Source organism: Streptomyces sp. JLBT605 (assembly GCF_058215555.1).
Map to the genome: position 1 here is coordinate 3,364,463 of NZ_CM177087.1, position 15,302 is coordinate 3,379,764.

At 71.7% G+C, this 15,302-nt stretch carries 12 protein-coding genes and 2 tRNA genes; 11 read left to right on the forward strand and 3 right to left on the reverse strand.

What is annotated here, in order from left to right; translation table 11 throughout:
• Window positions 1–27: 27 nt before the first annotated feature.
• The 8 genes from recF to AC4BDD_RS14610 all read left to right on the forward strand — a co-directional run bounded on the left by recF (window position 28) and on the right by AC4BDD_RS14610 (window position 9,566).
• Window positions 28–1,185, forward strand: a complete 1,158-nt coding sequence (gene recF / locus AC4BDD_RS14575; RefSeq protein ID WP_490691428.1) for a DNA replication/repair protein RecF — start codon at window positions 28–30, stop codon at window positions 1,183–1,185.
• The gene (locus AC4BDD_RS14580; RefSeq protein ID WP_490691429.1) at window positions 1,182–1,745 is read left to right on the forward strand and encodes a DciA family protein; all 564 of its coding nucleotides are present in this window, start codon (window positions 1,182–1,184) and stop codon (window positions 1,743–1,745) included. Before recF ends, AC4BDD_RS14580 begins: the two co-directional genes overlap by 4 nt.
• 352 nt (window positions 1,746–2,097) lie before the next feature.
• Window positions 2,098–4,131, forward strand: coding sequence for a DNA topoisomerase (ATP-hydrolyzing) subunit B (gyrB, locus tag AC4BDD_RS14585; RefSeq protein WP_490691430.1), 2,034 nt, complete (start codon window positions 2,098–2,100; stop codon window positions 4,129–4,131).
• Window positions 4,132–4,178: 47 nt separating this feature from the next.
• Window positions 4,179–6,767 (forward strand): DNA gyrase subunit A, encoded by a 2,589-nt coding sequence (gyrA, locus tag AC4BDD_RS14590; RefSeq protein WP_490691431.1) that lies wholly within the window; start codon window positions 4,179–4,181, stop codon window positions 6,765–6,767.
• Between the two features lie 31 nt (window positions 6,768–6,798).
• Window positions 6,799–7,518 carry a DUF3566 domain-containing protein gene (locus tag AC4BDD_RS14595; RefSeq protein WP_490691432.1) on the forward strand — a complete coding sequence of 240 codons (720 nt, stop codon included), beginning with the start codon at window positions 6,799–6,801 and terminating at the stop codon, window positions 7,516–7,518.
• A 65-nt stretch (window positions 7,519–7,583) separates the two neighbouring features.
• Window positions 7,584–7,657, forward strand: a tRNA-Ile gene (locus AC4BDD_RS14600).
• Window positions 7,658–7,877: 220 nt separating this feature from the next.
• Window positions 7,878–8,012: a DLW-39 family protein gene (locus tag AC4BDD_RS14605; protein ID WP_490691433.1), complete on the forward strand. Its 135-nt coding sequence runs from the start codon at window positions 7,878–7,880 to the stop codon at window positions 8,010–8,012.
• 171 nt (window positions 8,013–8,183) lie between these two features.
• Window positions 8,184–9,566 carry a hypothetical protein gene (locus AC4BDD_RS14610; protein WP_490691434.1) on the forward strand — a complete coding sequence of 461 codons (1,383 nt, stop codon included), beginning with the start codon at window positions 8,184–8,186 and terminating at the stop codon, window positions 9,564–9,566.
• Window positions 9,567–9,648: 82 nt separating this feature from the next.
• Here the strand turns inward: AC4BDD_RS14610 and AC4BDD_RS14615 are convergent, their stop codons facing one another.
• Window positions 9,649–11,721, reverse strand: coding sequence for a serine/threonine-protein kinase (locus AC4BDD_RS14615; RefSeq protein ID WP_490691435.1), 2,073 nt, complete (start codon window positions 11,719–11,721; stop codon window positions 9,649–9,651).
• Window positions 11,722–11,827: 106 nt separating this feature from the next.
• Complete coding sequence (locus tag AC4BDD_RS14620) at window positions 11,828–12,370, reverse strand: helix-turn-helix domain-containing protein (protein ID WP_490691436.1); 543 nt, start codon at window positions 12,368–12,370, stop codon at window positions 11,828–11,830.
• A 120-nt stretch (window positions 12,371–12,490) separates the two neighbouring features.
• On the opposite strand from AC4BDD_RS14620, the gene AC4BDD_RS14625 reads away from it, so the two are divergent.
• Window positions 12,491–12,563, forward strand: a tRNA-Ala gene (locus AC4BDD_RS14625).
• A 125-nt stretch (window positions 12,564–12,688) separates the two neighbouring features.
• Here AC4BDD_RS14625 and AC4BDD_RS14630 read toward each other — a convergent pair.
• Window positions 12,689–13,429 carry a DUF5324 family protein gene (locus tag AC4BDD_RS14630; RefSeq protein WP_490691437.1) on the reverse strand — a complete coding sequence of 247 codons (741 nt, stop codon included), beginning with the start codon at window positions 13,427–13,429 and terminating at the stop codon, window positions 12,689–12,691.
• Window positions 13,430–13,677: 248 nt separating this feature from the next.
• Here AC4BDD_RS14630 and AC4BDD_RS14635 point away from each other — a divergent pair, with 248 nt between their 5' ends.
• Complete coding sequence (locus AC4BDD_RS14635) at window positions 13,678–14,211, forward strand: peptidylprolyl isomerase (RefSeq protein WP_490691438.1); 534 nt, start codon at window positions 13,678–13,680, stop codon at window positions 14,209–14,211.
• Window positions 14,212–14,329: 118 nt separating this feature from the next.
• On the forward strand, window positions 14,330–15,211 hold the full coding sequence (locus tag AC4BDD_RS14640; RefSeq protein ID WP_490691439.1) for a rhomboid family intramembrane serine protease: 882 nt from the start codon (window positions 14,330–14,332) through the stop codon (window positions 15,209–15,211).
• Window positions 15,212–15,302 lie beyond the last annotated feature (91 nt).

Genomic DNA, 15,302 nt, shown 5'->3' on the forward strand with positions numbered 1-15,302 from the left:
CACAGCAGCCAGGGGAGGTCGGCGGACGTGCACATCACCCATCTGTCGCTCGCCGACTTCCGCTCCTACGCCCGGGCCGAGGTCTCGCTCGACCCGGGCGTCACTGCCTTCGTAGGGCCCAACGGCCAGGGCAAGACCAACCTCGTCGAGGCGGTCGGCTATCTCGCCACCCTGGGCAGCCACCGGGTCTCCTCGGACGCCCCGCTGGTGCGGATGGGCGCGGACCGCGCCGTCATACGGGCCGCGGTGGAGCAGGGTGAGCGCCGGCAGCTGATCGAGCTCGAACTCAACCCGGGCAAGGCGAACCGGGCCCGTATCAACCGGTCGACGCAGGTCAAACCCCGTGACGTGCTGGGCATCGTGCGGACCGTGCTGTTCGCGCCGGAGGATCTGGCACTGGTCAAGGGCGACCCGGGGGAGCGCCGCCGCTTCCTCGACGAGCTGATCACCGCGCGCGCTCCGCGCATGGCGGGCGTGCGCTCCGACTACGAGCGGGTGCTCAAGCAGCGCAACACCCTGCTGAAGTCCGCGGCGATGGCCCGCCGCCACGGCGGGCGCTCCATGGACATGTCCACCCTGGATGTCTGGGACCAGCATCTGGCCCGGGCCGGCGCCGAGCTGCTGGCCCGCCGCCTCGACCTGATCGCCACCCTCCAGCCGCTGGCCGACAAGGCGTACGAGCAGCTGGCCCCGGGCGGCGGTCCGATCAGCCTGGACTACCGGTCCTCGGCCGGGGAGGCGCAGGCGGACGCGAGCACCCGCGAGGAGCTGTACGAGGTCCTGGTCACCGCCCTCGGCCAGGCCCGCAAGCAGGAGATCGAGCGCGGCGTCACGCTGGTCGGCCCGCATCGCGACGATCTGGTGCTGCGCCTGGGGCAGCTGCCCGCCAAGGGGTACGCCAGCCACGGCGAGTCGTGGAGCTACGCGCTGGCGCTGCGGCTGGGCAGCTATGAGCTGCTGTGCGCGGAGAGCCCGACCGGGCCCGACGGGCGCCGGGTGGGCGAGCCGGTGCTGGTCCTGGACGACGTCTTCGCGGAGCTGGACGCGCGGCGCCGGGAGCGGCTGGCGGAGCTGGTGGCGCCCGGCGAGCAGGTGCTCGTGACGGCCGCGGTGGACGAGGACGTTCCCGGCGTGCTCAGCGGCGCCCGGTTCGCGGTCGCGGAAGGCGCGGTGACGCGCGTATGACCGAGCAGTACCCGGACCGGCCGCCACTGCCGCACTCCGCGACGCCCCCGGCCTCGGCCGCCGAGCCCTCCGGGGTGGATCTGGCGCGGGTGGCGCTGCGCGCGGCCAAGGAGCAGGCCCGGGCGCGGGGCGCCGCCGCGCAGGCGAAGAAGCAGGCGCGCCGCGGCGGCCTGCGCTCCGGGGCGCGCGCCGACGGGCGCGATCCGCTGCCGCTGGGCGCGGCGATCAACCGGCTGATCACCGAGCGGGGCTGGGAGACGCCCGCCGCTGTCGGCGGGGTGATGGGCCGGTGGCCGGAGCTGGTCGGGCCGGAGGTGGCGCAGCACTGCGCGCCGCAGCGGTACGACGAGGACGCCCGGGTGCTGACGGTGAGCTGCGACTCCACGGTGTGGGCGACGCAGCTGCGGCTGCTGGCGCCGACCCTGGTGGCCCGGCTCAACCGCGATCTGGGGCAGGGCACGGTCAAGCTGATCAAGGTGCTGGGGCCGGGCGGCCCGGCGCGGCGGTACGGACCGCTGCGCGCCCCGGGCAGCACCGGCCCCGGCGACACCTACGGATGAGCCCCCACCGGGTGGGATACCCGCGGGTAAGCGCTTTCGGGCAGCGGGTGTGCGGTGGCCGGATCGGGTGGTGCCGGGTGGCCCGGTGGGGCCTGGCCCGCGAGGCTTGATTGTCGGTAGCCGGGGGTTGACAGTCCGAAGCGCTGAGTGCCGGTGTGAGCCTCTTGGAGCCCGTACCCAGATATGGGGAGTCGGCGGCTCCCGGTTCAGGGCGGCACATGCGTACTCAGGCGCCCGCAAACCCCCATTCATGTCGTCGCTACCGGTAGACTGGTGGTAATCCCGCCCGTTTGCGGGAACGTCGACCAACAGTGAACGACGCAGCCGCTCCCGCCTGCCCCGGAGCCGGCTCGTGCTGTGCCAGAAAGGGCGCTTCGTGGCCGATTCCGGCAACCCCAACGAGAACATTCCGTCCGACGACGACAGGGGGGCCCAGACGCCACCCCCGTCGTACGACGCCAGCGCGATCACCGTCCTGGAGGGTCTGGACGCGGTCCGTAAGCGCCCTGGCATGTACATCGGCTCGACCGGTGAGCGTGGTCTGCACCACCTCGTCTACGAGGTCGTCGACAACTCCGTCGACGAGGCCCTGGCCGGGCACGCGGACACCATCGACGTCACGATCCTGGCCGACGGTGGCGTCCGGGTCGTCGACAACGGCCGTGGCATCCCGGTGGGCATCGTGCCGTCCGAGGGCAAGCCGGCCGTCGAGGTCGTGCTGACCGTCCTGCACGCGGGCGGCAAGTTCGGCGGCGGCGGCTACGCGGTCTCCGGCGGTCTGCACGGCGTCGGCGTCTCCGTGGTGAACGCCCTGTCGACGAAGGTCGCCGTCGAGGTCAAGACCGACGGCCACCGCTGGACGCAGGACTACAAGCTGGGTGTCCCGACCGCGCCGCTCGCCAAGAACGAGGCGGTCACCGAGACCGGTACCACGGTCACCTTCTGGGCCGACCCGGACATCTTCGAGACCACCGAGTACTCCTTCGAGACGCTGTCGCGGCGCTTCCAGGAGATGGCGTTCCTCAACAAGGGCCTGACCATCTCGCTGACCGACCTGCGCGAGGCGCACGTCGACGAGGAGGGCAAGCCGCTCTCCGTCCGGTACCTCTACGAGGGCGGCATCGTCGACTTCGTGAAGTACCTCAACTCCCGCAAGGGCGAGCTGGTCCACCCCACGGTCATCGGCTTCGAGGCCGAGGACAAGGAGCGGATGCTCTCCCTCGAGCTGGCGATGCAGTGGAACAGCCAGTACAGCGAGGGTGTCTACAGCTTCGCGAACACCATCCACACCCATGAGGGCGGTACCCACGAAGAGGGCTTCCGCGCCGCGCTGACGACGCTGATCAACCAGTACGCGCGCGACAAGAAGCTGCTCCGGGAGAAGGACGACAACCTCACCGGTGAGGACATCCGCGAGGGTCTGACCGCGATCATCTCGGTGAAGCTGGGCGAGCCGCAGTTCGAGGGCCAGACCAAGACCAAGCTGGGCAACACCGAGGCCAAGACCTTCGTCCAGAAGATCGTCCGCGAGCACCTCACCGACTGGCTGGACCGCAACCCCAACGAGGCCGCGGACATCATCCGCAAGTCCATCCAGGCCGCGACGGCCCGGGTGGCGGCCCGCAAGGCCCGTGACCTGACCCGCCGCAAGGGCCTGCTGGAGAGCGCGTCGCTGCCGGGCAAGCTGAGCGACTGCCAGTCCAACGACCCGACCAAGTGCGAGATCTTCATCGTCGAGGGTGACTCGGCCGGTGGTTCGGCCAAGTCCGGCCGGAACCCGCTGTACCAGGCGATCCTTCCGATCCGAGGCAAGATCCTCAACGTCGAGAAGGCCCGGGTCGACAAGATCCTGCAGAACAACGAGGTCCAGGCGCTGATCTCGGCGTTCGGCACCGGTGTGCACGACGACTTCGACATCGCGAAGCTCCGCTATCACAAGATCATTCTCATGGCGGACGCCGACGTCGACGGTCAGCACATCAACACCCTGCTGCTGACCTTCCTCTTCCGCTTCATGCGGCCGCTGGTCGAGGCCGGCCACGTCTTCCTCTCCCGCCCCCCGCTCTACAAGATCAAGTGGGGCCGGGACGACTTCGAGTACGCCTACTCCGACCGCGAGCGGGACGTGCTCATCCAGGCGGGCCGCGAGGCGGGCAAGCGCATCAAGGACGACTCGGTCCAGCGCTTCAAGGGTCTGGGCGAGATGAACGCCGAGGAGCTGCGGGTGACCACGATGGACATCGAGCACCGCGTGCTCGGCCAGGTCACCCTCGACGACGCCGCCCAGGCGGACGACCTGTTCTCGGTGCTGATGGGCGAGGACGTCGAGGCGCGGCGCTCCTTCATCCAGCGCAACGCCAAGGACGTCCGCTTCCTCGACATCTGAGTCGGCCCCTCCAGCCCGGCCGCTTCGAAAGGAATCACTGACCAGCAATGGCCGACGACGAGAACACCCCCACGCACCCCGCTGACGCCCCCACGCCCGCCGAGGCGTCCGCCGCTGCCGCCGCCGACGGAGCCGCGATGCGCATCGAGACGGTCGGACTCGAGACGGAGATGCAGCGCTCCTACCTCGACTACGCGATGAGCGTGATCGTGAGCCGCGCGCTGCCCGACGTGCGGGACGGCCTCAAGCCGGTGCACCGCCGTGTGCTCTACGCGATGTACGACGGCGGGTACCGCCCGGAGAAGGGCTTCTACAAGTGCGCCCGTGTCGTGGGCGACGTCATGGGTACCTACCACCCGCACGGCGACGCCTCGATCTACGACGCGCTGGTGCGGCTCGCGCAGCACTGGTCGATGCGCATGCCGCTGGTCGACTCCAACGGCAACTTCGGCTCCCCGGGCAACGACCCGGCCGCCGCCATGCGGTACACCGAGTGCAAGATGATGCCGCTGGCCATGGAGATGCTCCGGGACATCGACGAGGAGACCGTCGATTTCCAGGACAACTACGACGGCCGCAACCAGGAGCCGACGGTCCTGCCGGCGCGCTTCCCGAACCTGCTGGTCAACGGCTCCGCGGGCATCGCGGTCGGCATGGCGACCAACATCCCGCCGCACAACCTGCGCGAGGTCGCCGAGGGCGCCCAGTGGTTCCTGGCCAACCCCGAGGCGAGCCACGAGGAGCTGCTGGACGCGCTGATCGAGCGCATCAAGGGCCCGGACTTCCCCACCGGCGCGCTGGTGGTGGGCCGCAAGGGCATCGAGGAGGCGTACCGGACCGGCCGTGGCTCGATCACGATGCGCGCGGTCGTCGAGGTCGAGGAGATCCAGGGCCGTCAGTGCCTGGTGGTCACCGAGCTGCCCTACCAGGTCAACCCGGACAACCTCGCCCAGAAGATCGCCGACCTGGTGAAGGACGGCAGGGTCGGCGGCATCGCGGACGTCCGCGACGAGACCTCCTCGCGCACCGGCCAGCGGCTGGTCATCGTGCTCAAGCGGGACGCGGTCGCCAAGGTCGTGCTCAACAACCTCTACAAGCACACCGACCTGCAGACCAACTTCGGCGCCAACATGCTCGCGCTGGTCGACGGGGTGCCGCGCACCCTCTCGCTGGACGCGTTCATCCGCAACTGGGTGACCCACCAGATCGAGGTCATCGTCCGGCGCACCCGCTTCCGGCTGCGCAAGGCCGAGGAGCGGGCGCACATCCTGCGCGGCCTGCTCAAGGCGCTGGACGCGATCGACGAGGTCATCGCGCTGATCCGGCGCAGCGAGACGGTCGAGGTGGCGCGCGAGGGCCTGATGGGCCTGCTGACCATCGACGAGATCCAGGCCAACGCGATCCTGGAGATGCAGCTGCGCCGGCTCGCGGCCCTGGAGCGGCAGAAGATCATCCAGGAGCACGACGAGCTCCAGGCGAAGATCAACGAGTACAACGCGATCCTCGCCTCGCCGGAGCGGCAGCGGCAGATCATCAGCGAGGAGCTGACCACGATCGTCGAGAAGTTCGGCGACGACCGGCGCTCCCAGCTGGTGCCCTTCGACGGCGACATGTCCATCGAGGACCTGATCGCCGAGGAGGACATCGTCGTCACCATCACCCGTGGCGGCTATGTGAAGCGGACGAAGACCGACGACTACCGCTCGCAGAAGCGCGGCGGCAAGGGCGTGCGCGGCACCAAGCTGCGCGAGGACGACATCGTCGACCACTTCTTCGTCTCCACCACCCACCACTGGCTGCTCTTCTTTACCAACAAGGGCCGGGTGTACCGGGCCAAGGCGTACGAGCTGCCGGACGCCGGGCGGGACGCGCGCGGCCAGCACGTGGCGAACCTGCTGGCCTTCCAGCCGGACGAGCAGATCGCCCAGATCCTGGCGATCCGCGACTACGAGGCGGCGCCGTACCTGGTGCTGGCCACCAAGTCGGGTCTGGTGAAGAAGACGCCGCTGAAGGACTACGACTCGCCCCGCTCCGGCGGTGTCATCGCCGTCAACCTCCGGGAGACCGAGGACGGCGGCGAGGACGAGCTGATCGGTGCCGAGCTGGTGTCGGCCGAGGACGACCTGCTGCTGATCAGCAAGAAGGCGCAGTCGATCCGGTTCACCGCGACGGACGACGCGCTGCGCCCGATGGGGCGTGCCACCTCGGGCGTGAAGGGCATGAGCTTCCGGGAAGGCGACGAGCTGCTCTCGATGAATGTCGTCCGGCCCGGTACGTTCGTCTTCACCGCAACCGACGGCGGCTACGCCAAGCGCACCCCCGTGGACGAGTACCGCGTCCAGGGTCGCGGCGGCCTGGGCATCAAGGCCGCCAAGATCGTGGAGGACCGGGGCTCGCTGGTCGGCGCGCTGGTCGTGGAGGAGAACGACGAGATCCTCGCGATCACCCTCGGGGGCGGTGTGATCCGTACGCGGGTCAACGAGGTCAGGGAGACGGGCCGTGACACCATGGGCGTCCAGCTGATCAACCTGGGCAAGCGCGATGCCGTGGTCGGCATCGCCCGCAACGCCGAGGCGGGCAGTGAGGCCGAAGAGGTCGAGGGGACCGAGCCGGAGGCGCCGGCCGAGGGCAACTGAGTCCGCGGCCGAAGAGACCGAGGAGTAAGTCGTGAGTGGAGCCACGGGCGCCGCGACGGGCGGTGGCGGTTCGGATGCCGAGGGGAATCCCGGTACCGGAGCCAAGACCGCGTCGGACGGCGCCCGTGGCGCTGCCGCCGACTCCCAAGGGGGAACGCGAACCGTGACGGACGCCGCAGGGCCGCAGTACGAGCCGTTCTCGGCCGGTCCGCTCCCCGGTGAGCGGCCTGCCCGGCAGCAGCCCGCGCAGCCCTACCACCCGCCGCAGGCGTACGCCCCGCCGGCGGACGGGGCCGGCTCCGCCCCCGCCGGGGCCAAGGGCGGCAAGGCGACCGCCCGGCGGCCTCGTGAGGCCGCCCCGGCGGCGCGCACGGTGCCGCGCACCCGCAAGGCCCGGCTGCGGGTCGCCAAGGTCGATCCCTGGTCCGTGATGAAGGTCAGCTTCCTGCTGGCGATCGCGCTGGGCATCTGCACCGTCGTCGCCTCCGCGGTGCTGTGGATGGTCATGGACTCGATGGGCGTCTTCAGCACCGTCGGCGGGACGATCAGCGAGGCGACCGAGAGCAAGAAGGACAGCGGCTTCGACCTGGAGTCCTTCCTGTCGCTGCCGCGGGTGCTGGGGTTCACCTCGATCATCGCGGTGATCAACGTGGTGCTGGCGACCGCGCTGGCCACGCTCGGGGCCTTCATCTACAACCTCTCGGCGGGCTTCGTCGGCGGTGTGGAGCTGACGCTCGCCGAGGACGAGTAGGGCCCGGCGGTCACCGATTTTGGGACATGGCCTGTGGTGCGCTAATCTTTCGGTGCAGCGAACGCGCGGGTATAGCTCAGACGGTTAGAGCGCATCCCTGATAAGGATGAGGCCCCAGGTTCAAGTCCTGGTACCCGCACCGTGCGAGACCGAAAGGTCTCAGACGCCCGGCACCTCCTCGGAGGGCCGGGCGTCTCGCATATGTCCTCGCGGTTTCTCCGTGACAGGTTCTCGCAGGCCGGAGCAGGGTGCGCGGTTGCCGCCGTTCAGGACTGGGTATAGGTCACCGATTGATATCGAACGGTGTGTATCATCGGGCGCCAGAGGTCCCCTACGTCAAGGAAAGACGAGGTCGCGCGGTGAAGAAGCTGCTCCTGGTCGCACTGGCCGCCATCGGCGGGCTCCTCGTGTACCGCCAGATCCAGGCGGATCGCGCCGAGCAGGATCTGTGGACGGAGGCGACCGACTCCGTGCCCGCAGGTTCGGGTAACTGAGACACCAAGTCCTGTACGGGGCCCTGATCGCGATGGCGATCGGGGCCCCGTTGACGTCCGCCCCGAACAGTGGGTTCACTGCCGCGAACGACGAGCTCCGTGATCGCGCAGCGCCTTGAGTCCTCGGCTGGAGCGGTGCGGGCGTACAGGGCGAGGAGGGGGTGCGGACAGATGACGAACGACCGCCGCGGGGGCTGCGGAGGGGAGCGGCTTCCACACCGCCTCCAGGGCCGCCACGGGCGCGCCGTGGGCCTCGCCGCGGCGCTGGCGGTGGCGCTGGCGGTGGGGGCGCTGGCCGGCTTTCCGGGAACGGTGCTCGCCGCTCCGGCGGACGGGCCCCAGGAGCCGCGCGACATCGCCTCCTACCAACCGCAGGGCCGGCAGACGGCCGGCACCCCGGCGACGCGGGGCGCGCCGCGATTGCAGGCGCTGGGCACCTATGTGGACAGCATCGCGGCCGGGGAGACCCGGCACTACAGCGTGCGGCTGGACGCCGAGTCCGCCGCCTACCTCTCGGCGGTGGCGGTGCCGCGGCCCGGTTCGCACATCGCCGCGTACGCCGACGGCATCACGCTCTCCCTGGTCGACTCCGACGGCAAGGTCTGTGACCGGACGCAGTTGGCCGCCGACGCGGTCAACCTGGCCCATCCGCTCGCCGGTTACGCGGCCCGGCTGAAGCGGTCCGGGTCGGCGGCGACCTGCCAGCGAGCCGGCCGGTATGACTTCGTCATCGAGCGCACCGGCGACGGCGGCGACGAACCCGAGCGCTGGCCGCTGGAGTTGAAGTTCAGCCAGGAGGCCCCGGTGGAAAGCGGCCCGACCACGCCGCCCTCGCCCGGAAGTTGGTCCACCACCCCGCCGAAGGTGCCCGGCGAGAAACCACGGGAGCGCCTCGGAGGCATCGGATTCCGTGATGCCGGATTGTTGTCCACAGGGGTGTGGACGACGTCGGTGGCGCCCGGCGAGACCCGCTTCTACCGGATCCCGCTCAAGTGGGGCCAGCAGATCTACGCCGAGGCCGAACTGCCCGACGCCCAGGGCGGAGGGCGCGAGGTGCTGGGCAACGCGGTCGGGGTGAGCCTGTACAACCCGTGGCGCGGCCAGGTGCAGCGGGGCGAATACGCCCCGTACAGGGGGGAGCGGACCAAGGACACGCTGGAGCTGACCGCGCCGGTGGCGTACGGCAACCGCTACACCCGCGCCAAGCCGGCCGTCGAGGCGATGAGCACGGCCGGGGACTACTACCTGGCGGTCACCCTCCACCCGGACGCCCGGCGGTACTTCGGGGAGTCGGCGGCCGTGACGCTGCGCGTGGCCGTACAGGGCGAGGCGCACCCGGGCCCGCGGTACGTGAAGGGCGGGAGCGGGCCCGGCCTGGGGCTCGATGAGGGCGGTCAGGGCGCGGCGGCGGGGAACTCGGCGGCCGAGGGCGACGGCGGCGACGGGCCGCCGCGGGCCGTGGCGTACGCCGGTTTCGGCGCGGGGACGCTGCTGCTGCTCTGGCTCGGGGTGTGGACGATGATCGCCCGCCGGCGCGGGGCCGCCTCGGGGTGACGCGGGCGGTGCGGGGGCTGTCTCCGGGGCGGGTGCGGAGAGCGCGGCGCGCGCCCCGGGCCGGGCGGGCACCGACCGAGGGTCAGCCCGAGGCGACGAGGGCCCAGATGCCGATGGCGAAGCACAGCGCGGCGAGGAGCAGCACCGGGACGACCACCTTGGCGGGCGGCCCCGGCTCGCGGCGGGACCCGGTCCCGGGCGACCTCCCGCCGGGGAGAGCCCCGTACGGCGCGGAACCGAGGCCGGGCGCAGAACCCGGGATGGGCGCCGAACCAGGGCCGGGTCCCGAACCAGGGCCGGGCGCCGGAAAGTCCTGACCGGGGACCGTCCCCGGCGGCGTGGCGTCGTAGGCCGCGTGCGGGGTCGGTGCGCCGGGGGCGGCCAGGGGGTGCGGCCCGGCCATCGCTCCCGATGCCGGGGAGGCGGGCGGCGGTGAGTACCGGGAGACGGCCTGCGAGGGCGTGTGGGCCCGGGGATCCGCCACGGGCTGCGCGCCGGGCCTCGGCTGCGGGCCGGGCGGGGTGTAGGGCCGGGTCGGTGCGTTCCCGTGTCCGGAGGCCGGCGTGCGCGGGGGCGTCCCCAGCGGCGTGCCCGGCGGCGTCCCGGCCGGGGAGCCGGACTCCGGAGTGCCGGTCGGCCAGGCGGCCGCCGCGCCCGCTGCCGGCGGCGGTGTGGACGGCGGCGGTGTGTTCGGGGGCACCGGGGTGTGCGGGGGCATGGGCACGGGGGTGCCGGCGCTGTCGCCCGGCCGGGCGGCGGCGTGGTCGGGCTGCCCGAAACGGCCCGGCGGCATCGGCGTGCCGTACGGGGCGGCGTGGGGCCCGGACCCCGGCGTCCCGGGCTGCGGCGTCGTCGGCTGCGGCACCTCCGGCCGGGCCACCTCCGGGCGGGCCACCGGTGGTTGCGGCAGGCCGTACTGCGGCGAGCCGGGGTGCGCGGCACCTGGCTGTGCCGCGTCGGGTTGCGGCTGACCGTGGTGCGCCGCGCCGGGCTGCGGCTGGCCCGTGCCGGGCACGCCCGGCTGGAGACGGCCCGGGTCGGGTCGGCCCGGCTGCGCCGCGCCCGCGCCCGGCGTGCCCGGCTGCGGCGTGCCTGGTGGCGTCGTACCCGGCTGAGGTTGGTCGAGCCGAGGTTGGCCGGGTTGCTGTCCCGGGTGTGCGGTCTGCGGCGGGGGGAGCGGGAAGCTGCCGGTGTCCGAGACGGTTGGCGGCACCGGCGAGACCGTGGTCGCCTCCGCTGAGCTGGGTGGTTTGCGATGCGAACGCGAGCCTTTGCGCTCCGGGCCGTCCGGCCCGTATCCGGCCGGGAGCGGGCCGAGTTGGTCGAATACCTCGATGACCTCGTCGTCGAGATCCGGCTCGGGCAGCAGCTCGAGCGCCGAACCGAGCGCCTTGCGGGCGCCGTTGGCGGTACGGAACCGGGCCTCCGGATCCGGCTGGAGCAGGTTGGCGACGACCTGCCAGAGCGGTTCCGGGATGGCGTCCGGGGCGTTCGGAATGCCCAGTTCCTCGAAGCGCCGGACGAGCGCCTCCGCGTCCGGCTTCCGCCCGGTGATCAGATACAGCGCGACCAGCCCGACCGCGAAGAGGTCCGCGGGGAAGTCCGGATCGGCGCCCCGCATCTGCTCCGGCGCGAAGTAGCCGGGCGTGCCCATCACGAAGTCCGCTTCGGTGAGCCGGGGTTCGCCCTTGGTCAGCGCGATGCCGAAGTCGGACAGCCGGACGTGCGGCCGCCGGACGCCGGTCGCCTCCAGCAGGATGTTCGCGGGCTTGATGTCGCGGTGGACCACTCCCTCGGCGTGCACCGCCGCGAGTCCGGAGAGCAGCTGGTCCAGCAGGACGCACACATAACGCGGCGGCAGCGGGCCGTAGTCGCCGATGAGATGCGCGAACGAGCCGCCGCCCACCAGGTCCATGGTGAACAGGACCTTGTCGTCATCGGCCGCCCAGCTCGCGGGGGCCAGCACGTGCGGGTGGTCGATGCGCAGCGCCTGCTCGCGTACGAACCGCAGCAGGGTGTGCGCGTCGCTCTGCTGGAGGACCTTGGCCGCGACATAGCGCCGTCGCCGCTGGTCCCAGGCGCGCCACACGGCTCCGACACCGCCGCGGCCGATCGGGTCCACCAGCTCGTACCGACCCGCGAAGACCTCGCCCATCGCCCCGCCCCGCTCCGCGCCTGTCCGTTCGTCCGTCCGTACCCGCTCGTCGAGTCAGCCGCCCGGTACCCCGGTGAGCCGCCCGGTGGCCCGGTGAGCCGCCCGGTCAGCTCTGGTGCGCCTCGTAGTGGGCGACCGCGTCGGCGGTCCGGCCGGCGCCGTACACCCGGAGAAACTCTGCCAGTTCCGGATGGGTGGGAGCGAGCGAGTCCGCGGCGTCGATGATGTCCCCGGCCGCGGAGACCGACCGCAGCAGCGACTGGATCTCGCGCACCACGCGGCGCACCGTCGGAGCCCCGGTGCTGGCGGTGGCCTGGGTGTTGAGGACGGACCCGCCGGCGGTCTTCTTGATCTCCTCCATGCGTTCGGCGGCTTCCGCGGCGCTCACCCGGCCGTCCGCGACCTGGCTGGAGAGCTCCTGGAGCGCCTGCACCCGCTGCACCACCGCCGGGTTGCCGATCTTGGCCCGCTGACCGCTCATGAGCTGGGACAACATGGGGGCGGAGAGGCCCAGGACGGACGCCAGCCGGGCCTGGTTGAGGCCGAGATCGTCGATCAGACGGCGGAAGAGTGCCCCCAGCGGTTCCCCGTACCAGCTGCGCTGCAGCTCCCGTGCGCGGGCGGTGGCATCCTGCTGTGCTGCGTCCATCTCGCTCTCTCCCCTTCGCTTCGCTGCCGCGAATCTCGCGTGGCATCCTACGGACGGTGGCACGCACGAGCGATACCCGGTCGGGAAAGGGGACCGGTACCGGGTATCCTGATCGGCGACGGGGCCTTAGCTCAGTTGGTAGAGCGCCGTCTTTGCATGGCGGATGTCAGGAGTTCGACTCTCCTAGGCTCCACGCACGTCAAGGAAGTGAGCCGGGGTGCCCGATGGGGCACCCCGGCTCACTTCGTTTCCGGCGTCGTCTCCGGCCTGGTCTGTCGAATACTCGTTCTCCGGTGTCGTCTGGGGACTCGTTCCGGATCAGTCGCCGCTCTTCTTCTTCTGTTCGTTCTCGGCGGCGGCGTCCCCCGCCTCCGCCGGCTTCGGCGGGGCCTCGCCGCCCTGCCCGGCAGGGCCGCTGCCGTCCACCGAGGCCAGGGTGGCGCGGTCGTCGAGCTCGGTGGCGGCGGGCGGCTCCACGAGCCAGTCCGGGTGAGCCTGCTTGTCCCACCACTTCCAGGCCGCCAGCGCGCCGCCGGCCATCAGCCCCACCACCGTCACCCGCTTGACCGCGCGGCGCCCGCGGGCCCGGCGGGCACGCTGCTTGGTGAGCCTGGTGATGTCGGCGGCGGAGACCTGGCCGCGCAGGGCGGCCATGGCGGCGGCGCCGCGGGCGGCCGCCTCCTCGCGGCCGGGCAGTGCCGCTCGGGTGGTGGCCATGGCGTGTTCGACGCGCGGTGTGGTGTAGTCCGCGGCGTGCCGGGCGGCCTCGCGGGTGCGGGCCGCCGCCTTGCAGGCGACGGCGTCGACCCGGGGCGGCAGCGCGCCGCGGGCGTGCTCGACCTGGCGGGCGACCGGGCCGTGGTAGAAGGCGGCGGTGGCGTCCTGGGCGCGGTGCGCGGCATGCGACACCTTCGGGCCCAGCCGGACGCGGGCCTGATGGGCGTAGTGCGCGGCGTTCTCCTTGGCCGCGCCGGCGTACGGCCCCACCATCTCCGCGGCGTGCCGGACGCTCTCCTTCGCGGTGCCGGTCGCGGCGCGCACGGTGTCTGTGCGGGTCACGGGATCATCCTCCTCGGTGGCGTGCTCCGGGGTGCGGGCGTCCGGGGGAGCTGTGCCCCGATACGCGTTTTGTCGTCTTTCCACCCATTGGGAGATCATGCCTGCCGCCGGGCCCGGGCGGCATGCGGGACCGGGCATCCGGGTCATGCGCCCCACGCTCTCGCCGCGCGCCGGTCGCGTGGTTACTCCCCGCCGCGAGGTCCGTGCGAGGATCGGGAGACGTCAGTGGAAACGATGGAAGGTAGATCGTGGCCGAGCAGCTCTACGCCACCCTGAAGACCAACCAAGGCGACATCGAGATCCGGCTGCTGCCGGACCACGCCCCGAAGACGGTCAGGAACTTCGTCGAGCTCGCCCAGGGCGCTCGCGAGTGGGTCAACCCGGAGACGGGCGCCAAGACGACGGACAAGCTGTACGACGGCACGATCTTCCACCGTGTCATCGAGGGCTTCATGATCCAGGGCGGTGACCCCCTGGGCAACGGGACCGGCGGCCCGGGCTACAAGTTCGCGGACGAGTTCCACCCGGACCTGGCCTTCACCAAGCCGTACCTGCTCGCCATGGCCAACGCCGGCCCGGGCACCAACGGCTCGCAGTTCTTCATCACCGTCTCGCCGACCACCTGGCTGACCGGCAAGCACACCATCTTCGGTGAGGTCGCCAACGACGCGAGCAAGAAGGTCGTCGACGCCATCGCGAGCACCCAGACCAACCCGCGCACCGACCGTCCGGTCAACGACGTGCGCATCGAGTCGGTCGTGGTGGAGACCCGCCAGGGCTGACCCCGGCGGTTCCGCACGGGAACCTCACGCCCCGCCCGTCCGTCTTGAGGGCAGGCGGGGCGGTTCGCGTGCGTGCGGCCGGTTTCGCGCGGACGAGCAAGGCAGGGCAAGGGGAGACATGGAAGACCAGGCGGTCTGCTGCTACCGGCACCCGGACCGGGAGACCGGCATCAGCTGCACCCGCTGCGAGCGGCCGATCTGCCCTGCCTGCATGATCAGCGCTTCGGTGGGTTTCCAGTGCCCCGAGTGCGTCAGCGGCCCCGCCGGTGCCTCCGCCGTCCCCGGCGGCCGCCGGCTGGCGGCGGACGCCCGGCCGCGGAACCTCGGGGGCGGGGTGATCGCCGCCGATCCGCGGCTGATCACCAAGATCCTGCTGAGCGTCAACCTCGGCCTGTGGATCGCCGTGCTGGCCGTCGGCGACCGGCTGACGGACGACCTGCTGCTGGTCGGCAGCGCCCGGGAGCCGGGCTCACTCGATCTGGTGGGTGTCGCCGAGGGCGACTGGTACCGCCTGCTTACCGCCGTCTTCCTCCATGAGCAGCCGCTGCACATCGCGTTCAACATGCTGTCCCTGTGGTGGCTGGGGCCGCCGCTGGAGGCCGCGCTGGGCCGGGCCCGCTTCCTCGCGCTGTATCTGCTGTCGGGTCTGGGCGGCAGCGCGCTGAGCTTTCTCCTCGACGACCCGGCCCAGGGCTCGCTGGGCGCCTCCGGGGCGATCTTCGGCCTGCTGGGTGCCACCGCGGTGCTGATGCGCCGCCTCAACTACGACATGCGGCCGGTCCTCGTCCTGCTCGCGATCAACCTGACCTTCACCTTCTACCTGAGCGACATCGCCTGGCAGGCGCATATCGGCGGCCTGCTCACCGGCACGGCGGTGGCGTTCGGGCTGGTGCACGCGCCGCGCCGGCACCGGGATCTGGTCCAGTGGGGGACCTGCGCGCTGATGCTGCTCGTGATCGTGGTGACGGTCTTCGCGCGAACGGTTCAGATCACCGGCTGACCGGCGTCGACCGGGGTTGTCCACAGTGGGCGCCCGATCTGCGCGCATCCTGTGGAGAACATCTGACGGAGCCCGCGCTCATCTGTGGCTT

Bases quoted from the DNA above. Each gene is read 5' to 3' on its own strand.
- AC4BDD_RS14580 (WP_490691429.1), top strand. From the start codon at position 1,182: ATGACCGAGCAGTACCCGGACCGGCCGCCACTGCCGCACTCCGCGACG.
- gyrA (WP_490691431.1), top strand. From the start codon at position 4,179: ATGGCCGACGACGAGAACACCCCCACGCACCCCGCTGACGCCCCCACG.
- AC4BDD_RS14610 (WP_490691434.1), top strand. From the start codon at position 8,184: ATGACGAACGACCGCCGCGGGGGCTGCGGAGGGGAGCGGCTTCCACAC.
- AC4BDD_RS14615 (WP_490691435.1), bottom strand. From the start codon at position 11,721: ATGGGCGAGGTCTTCGCGGGTCGGTACGAGCTGGTGGACCCGATCGGC.
- AC4BDD_RS14620 (WP_490691436.1), bottom strand. From the start codon at position 12,370: ATGGACGCAGCACAGCAGGATGCCACCGCCCGCGCACGGGAGCTGCAG.
- AC4BDD_RS14640 (WP_490691439.1), top strand. From the start codon at position 14,330: ATGGAAGACCAGGCGGTCTGCTGCTACCGGCACCCGGACCGGGAGACC.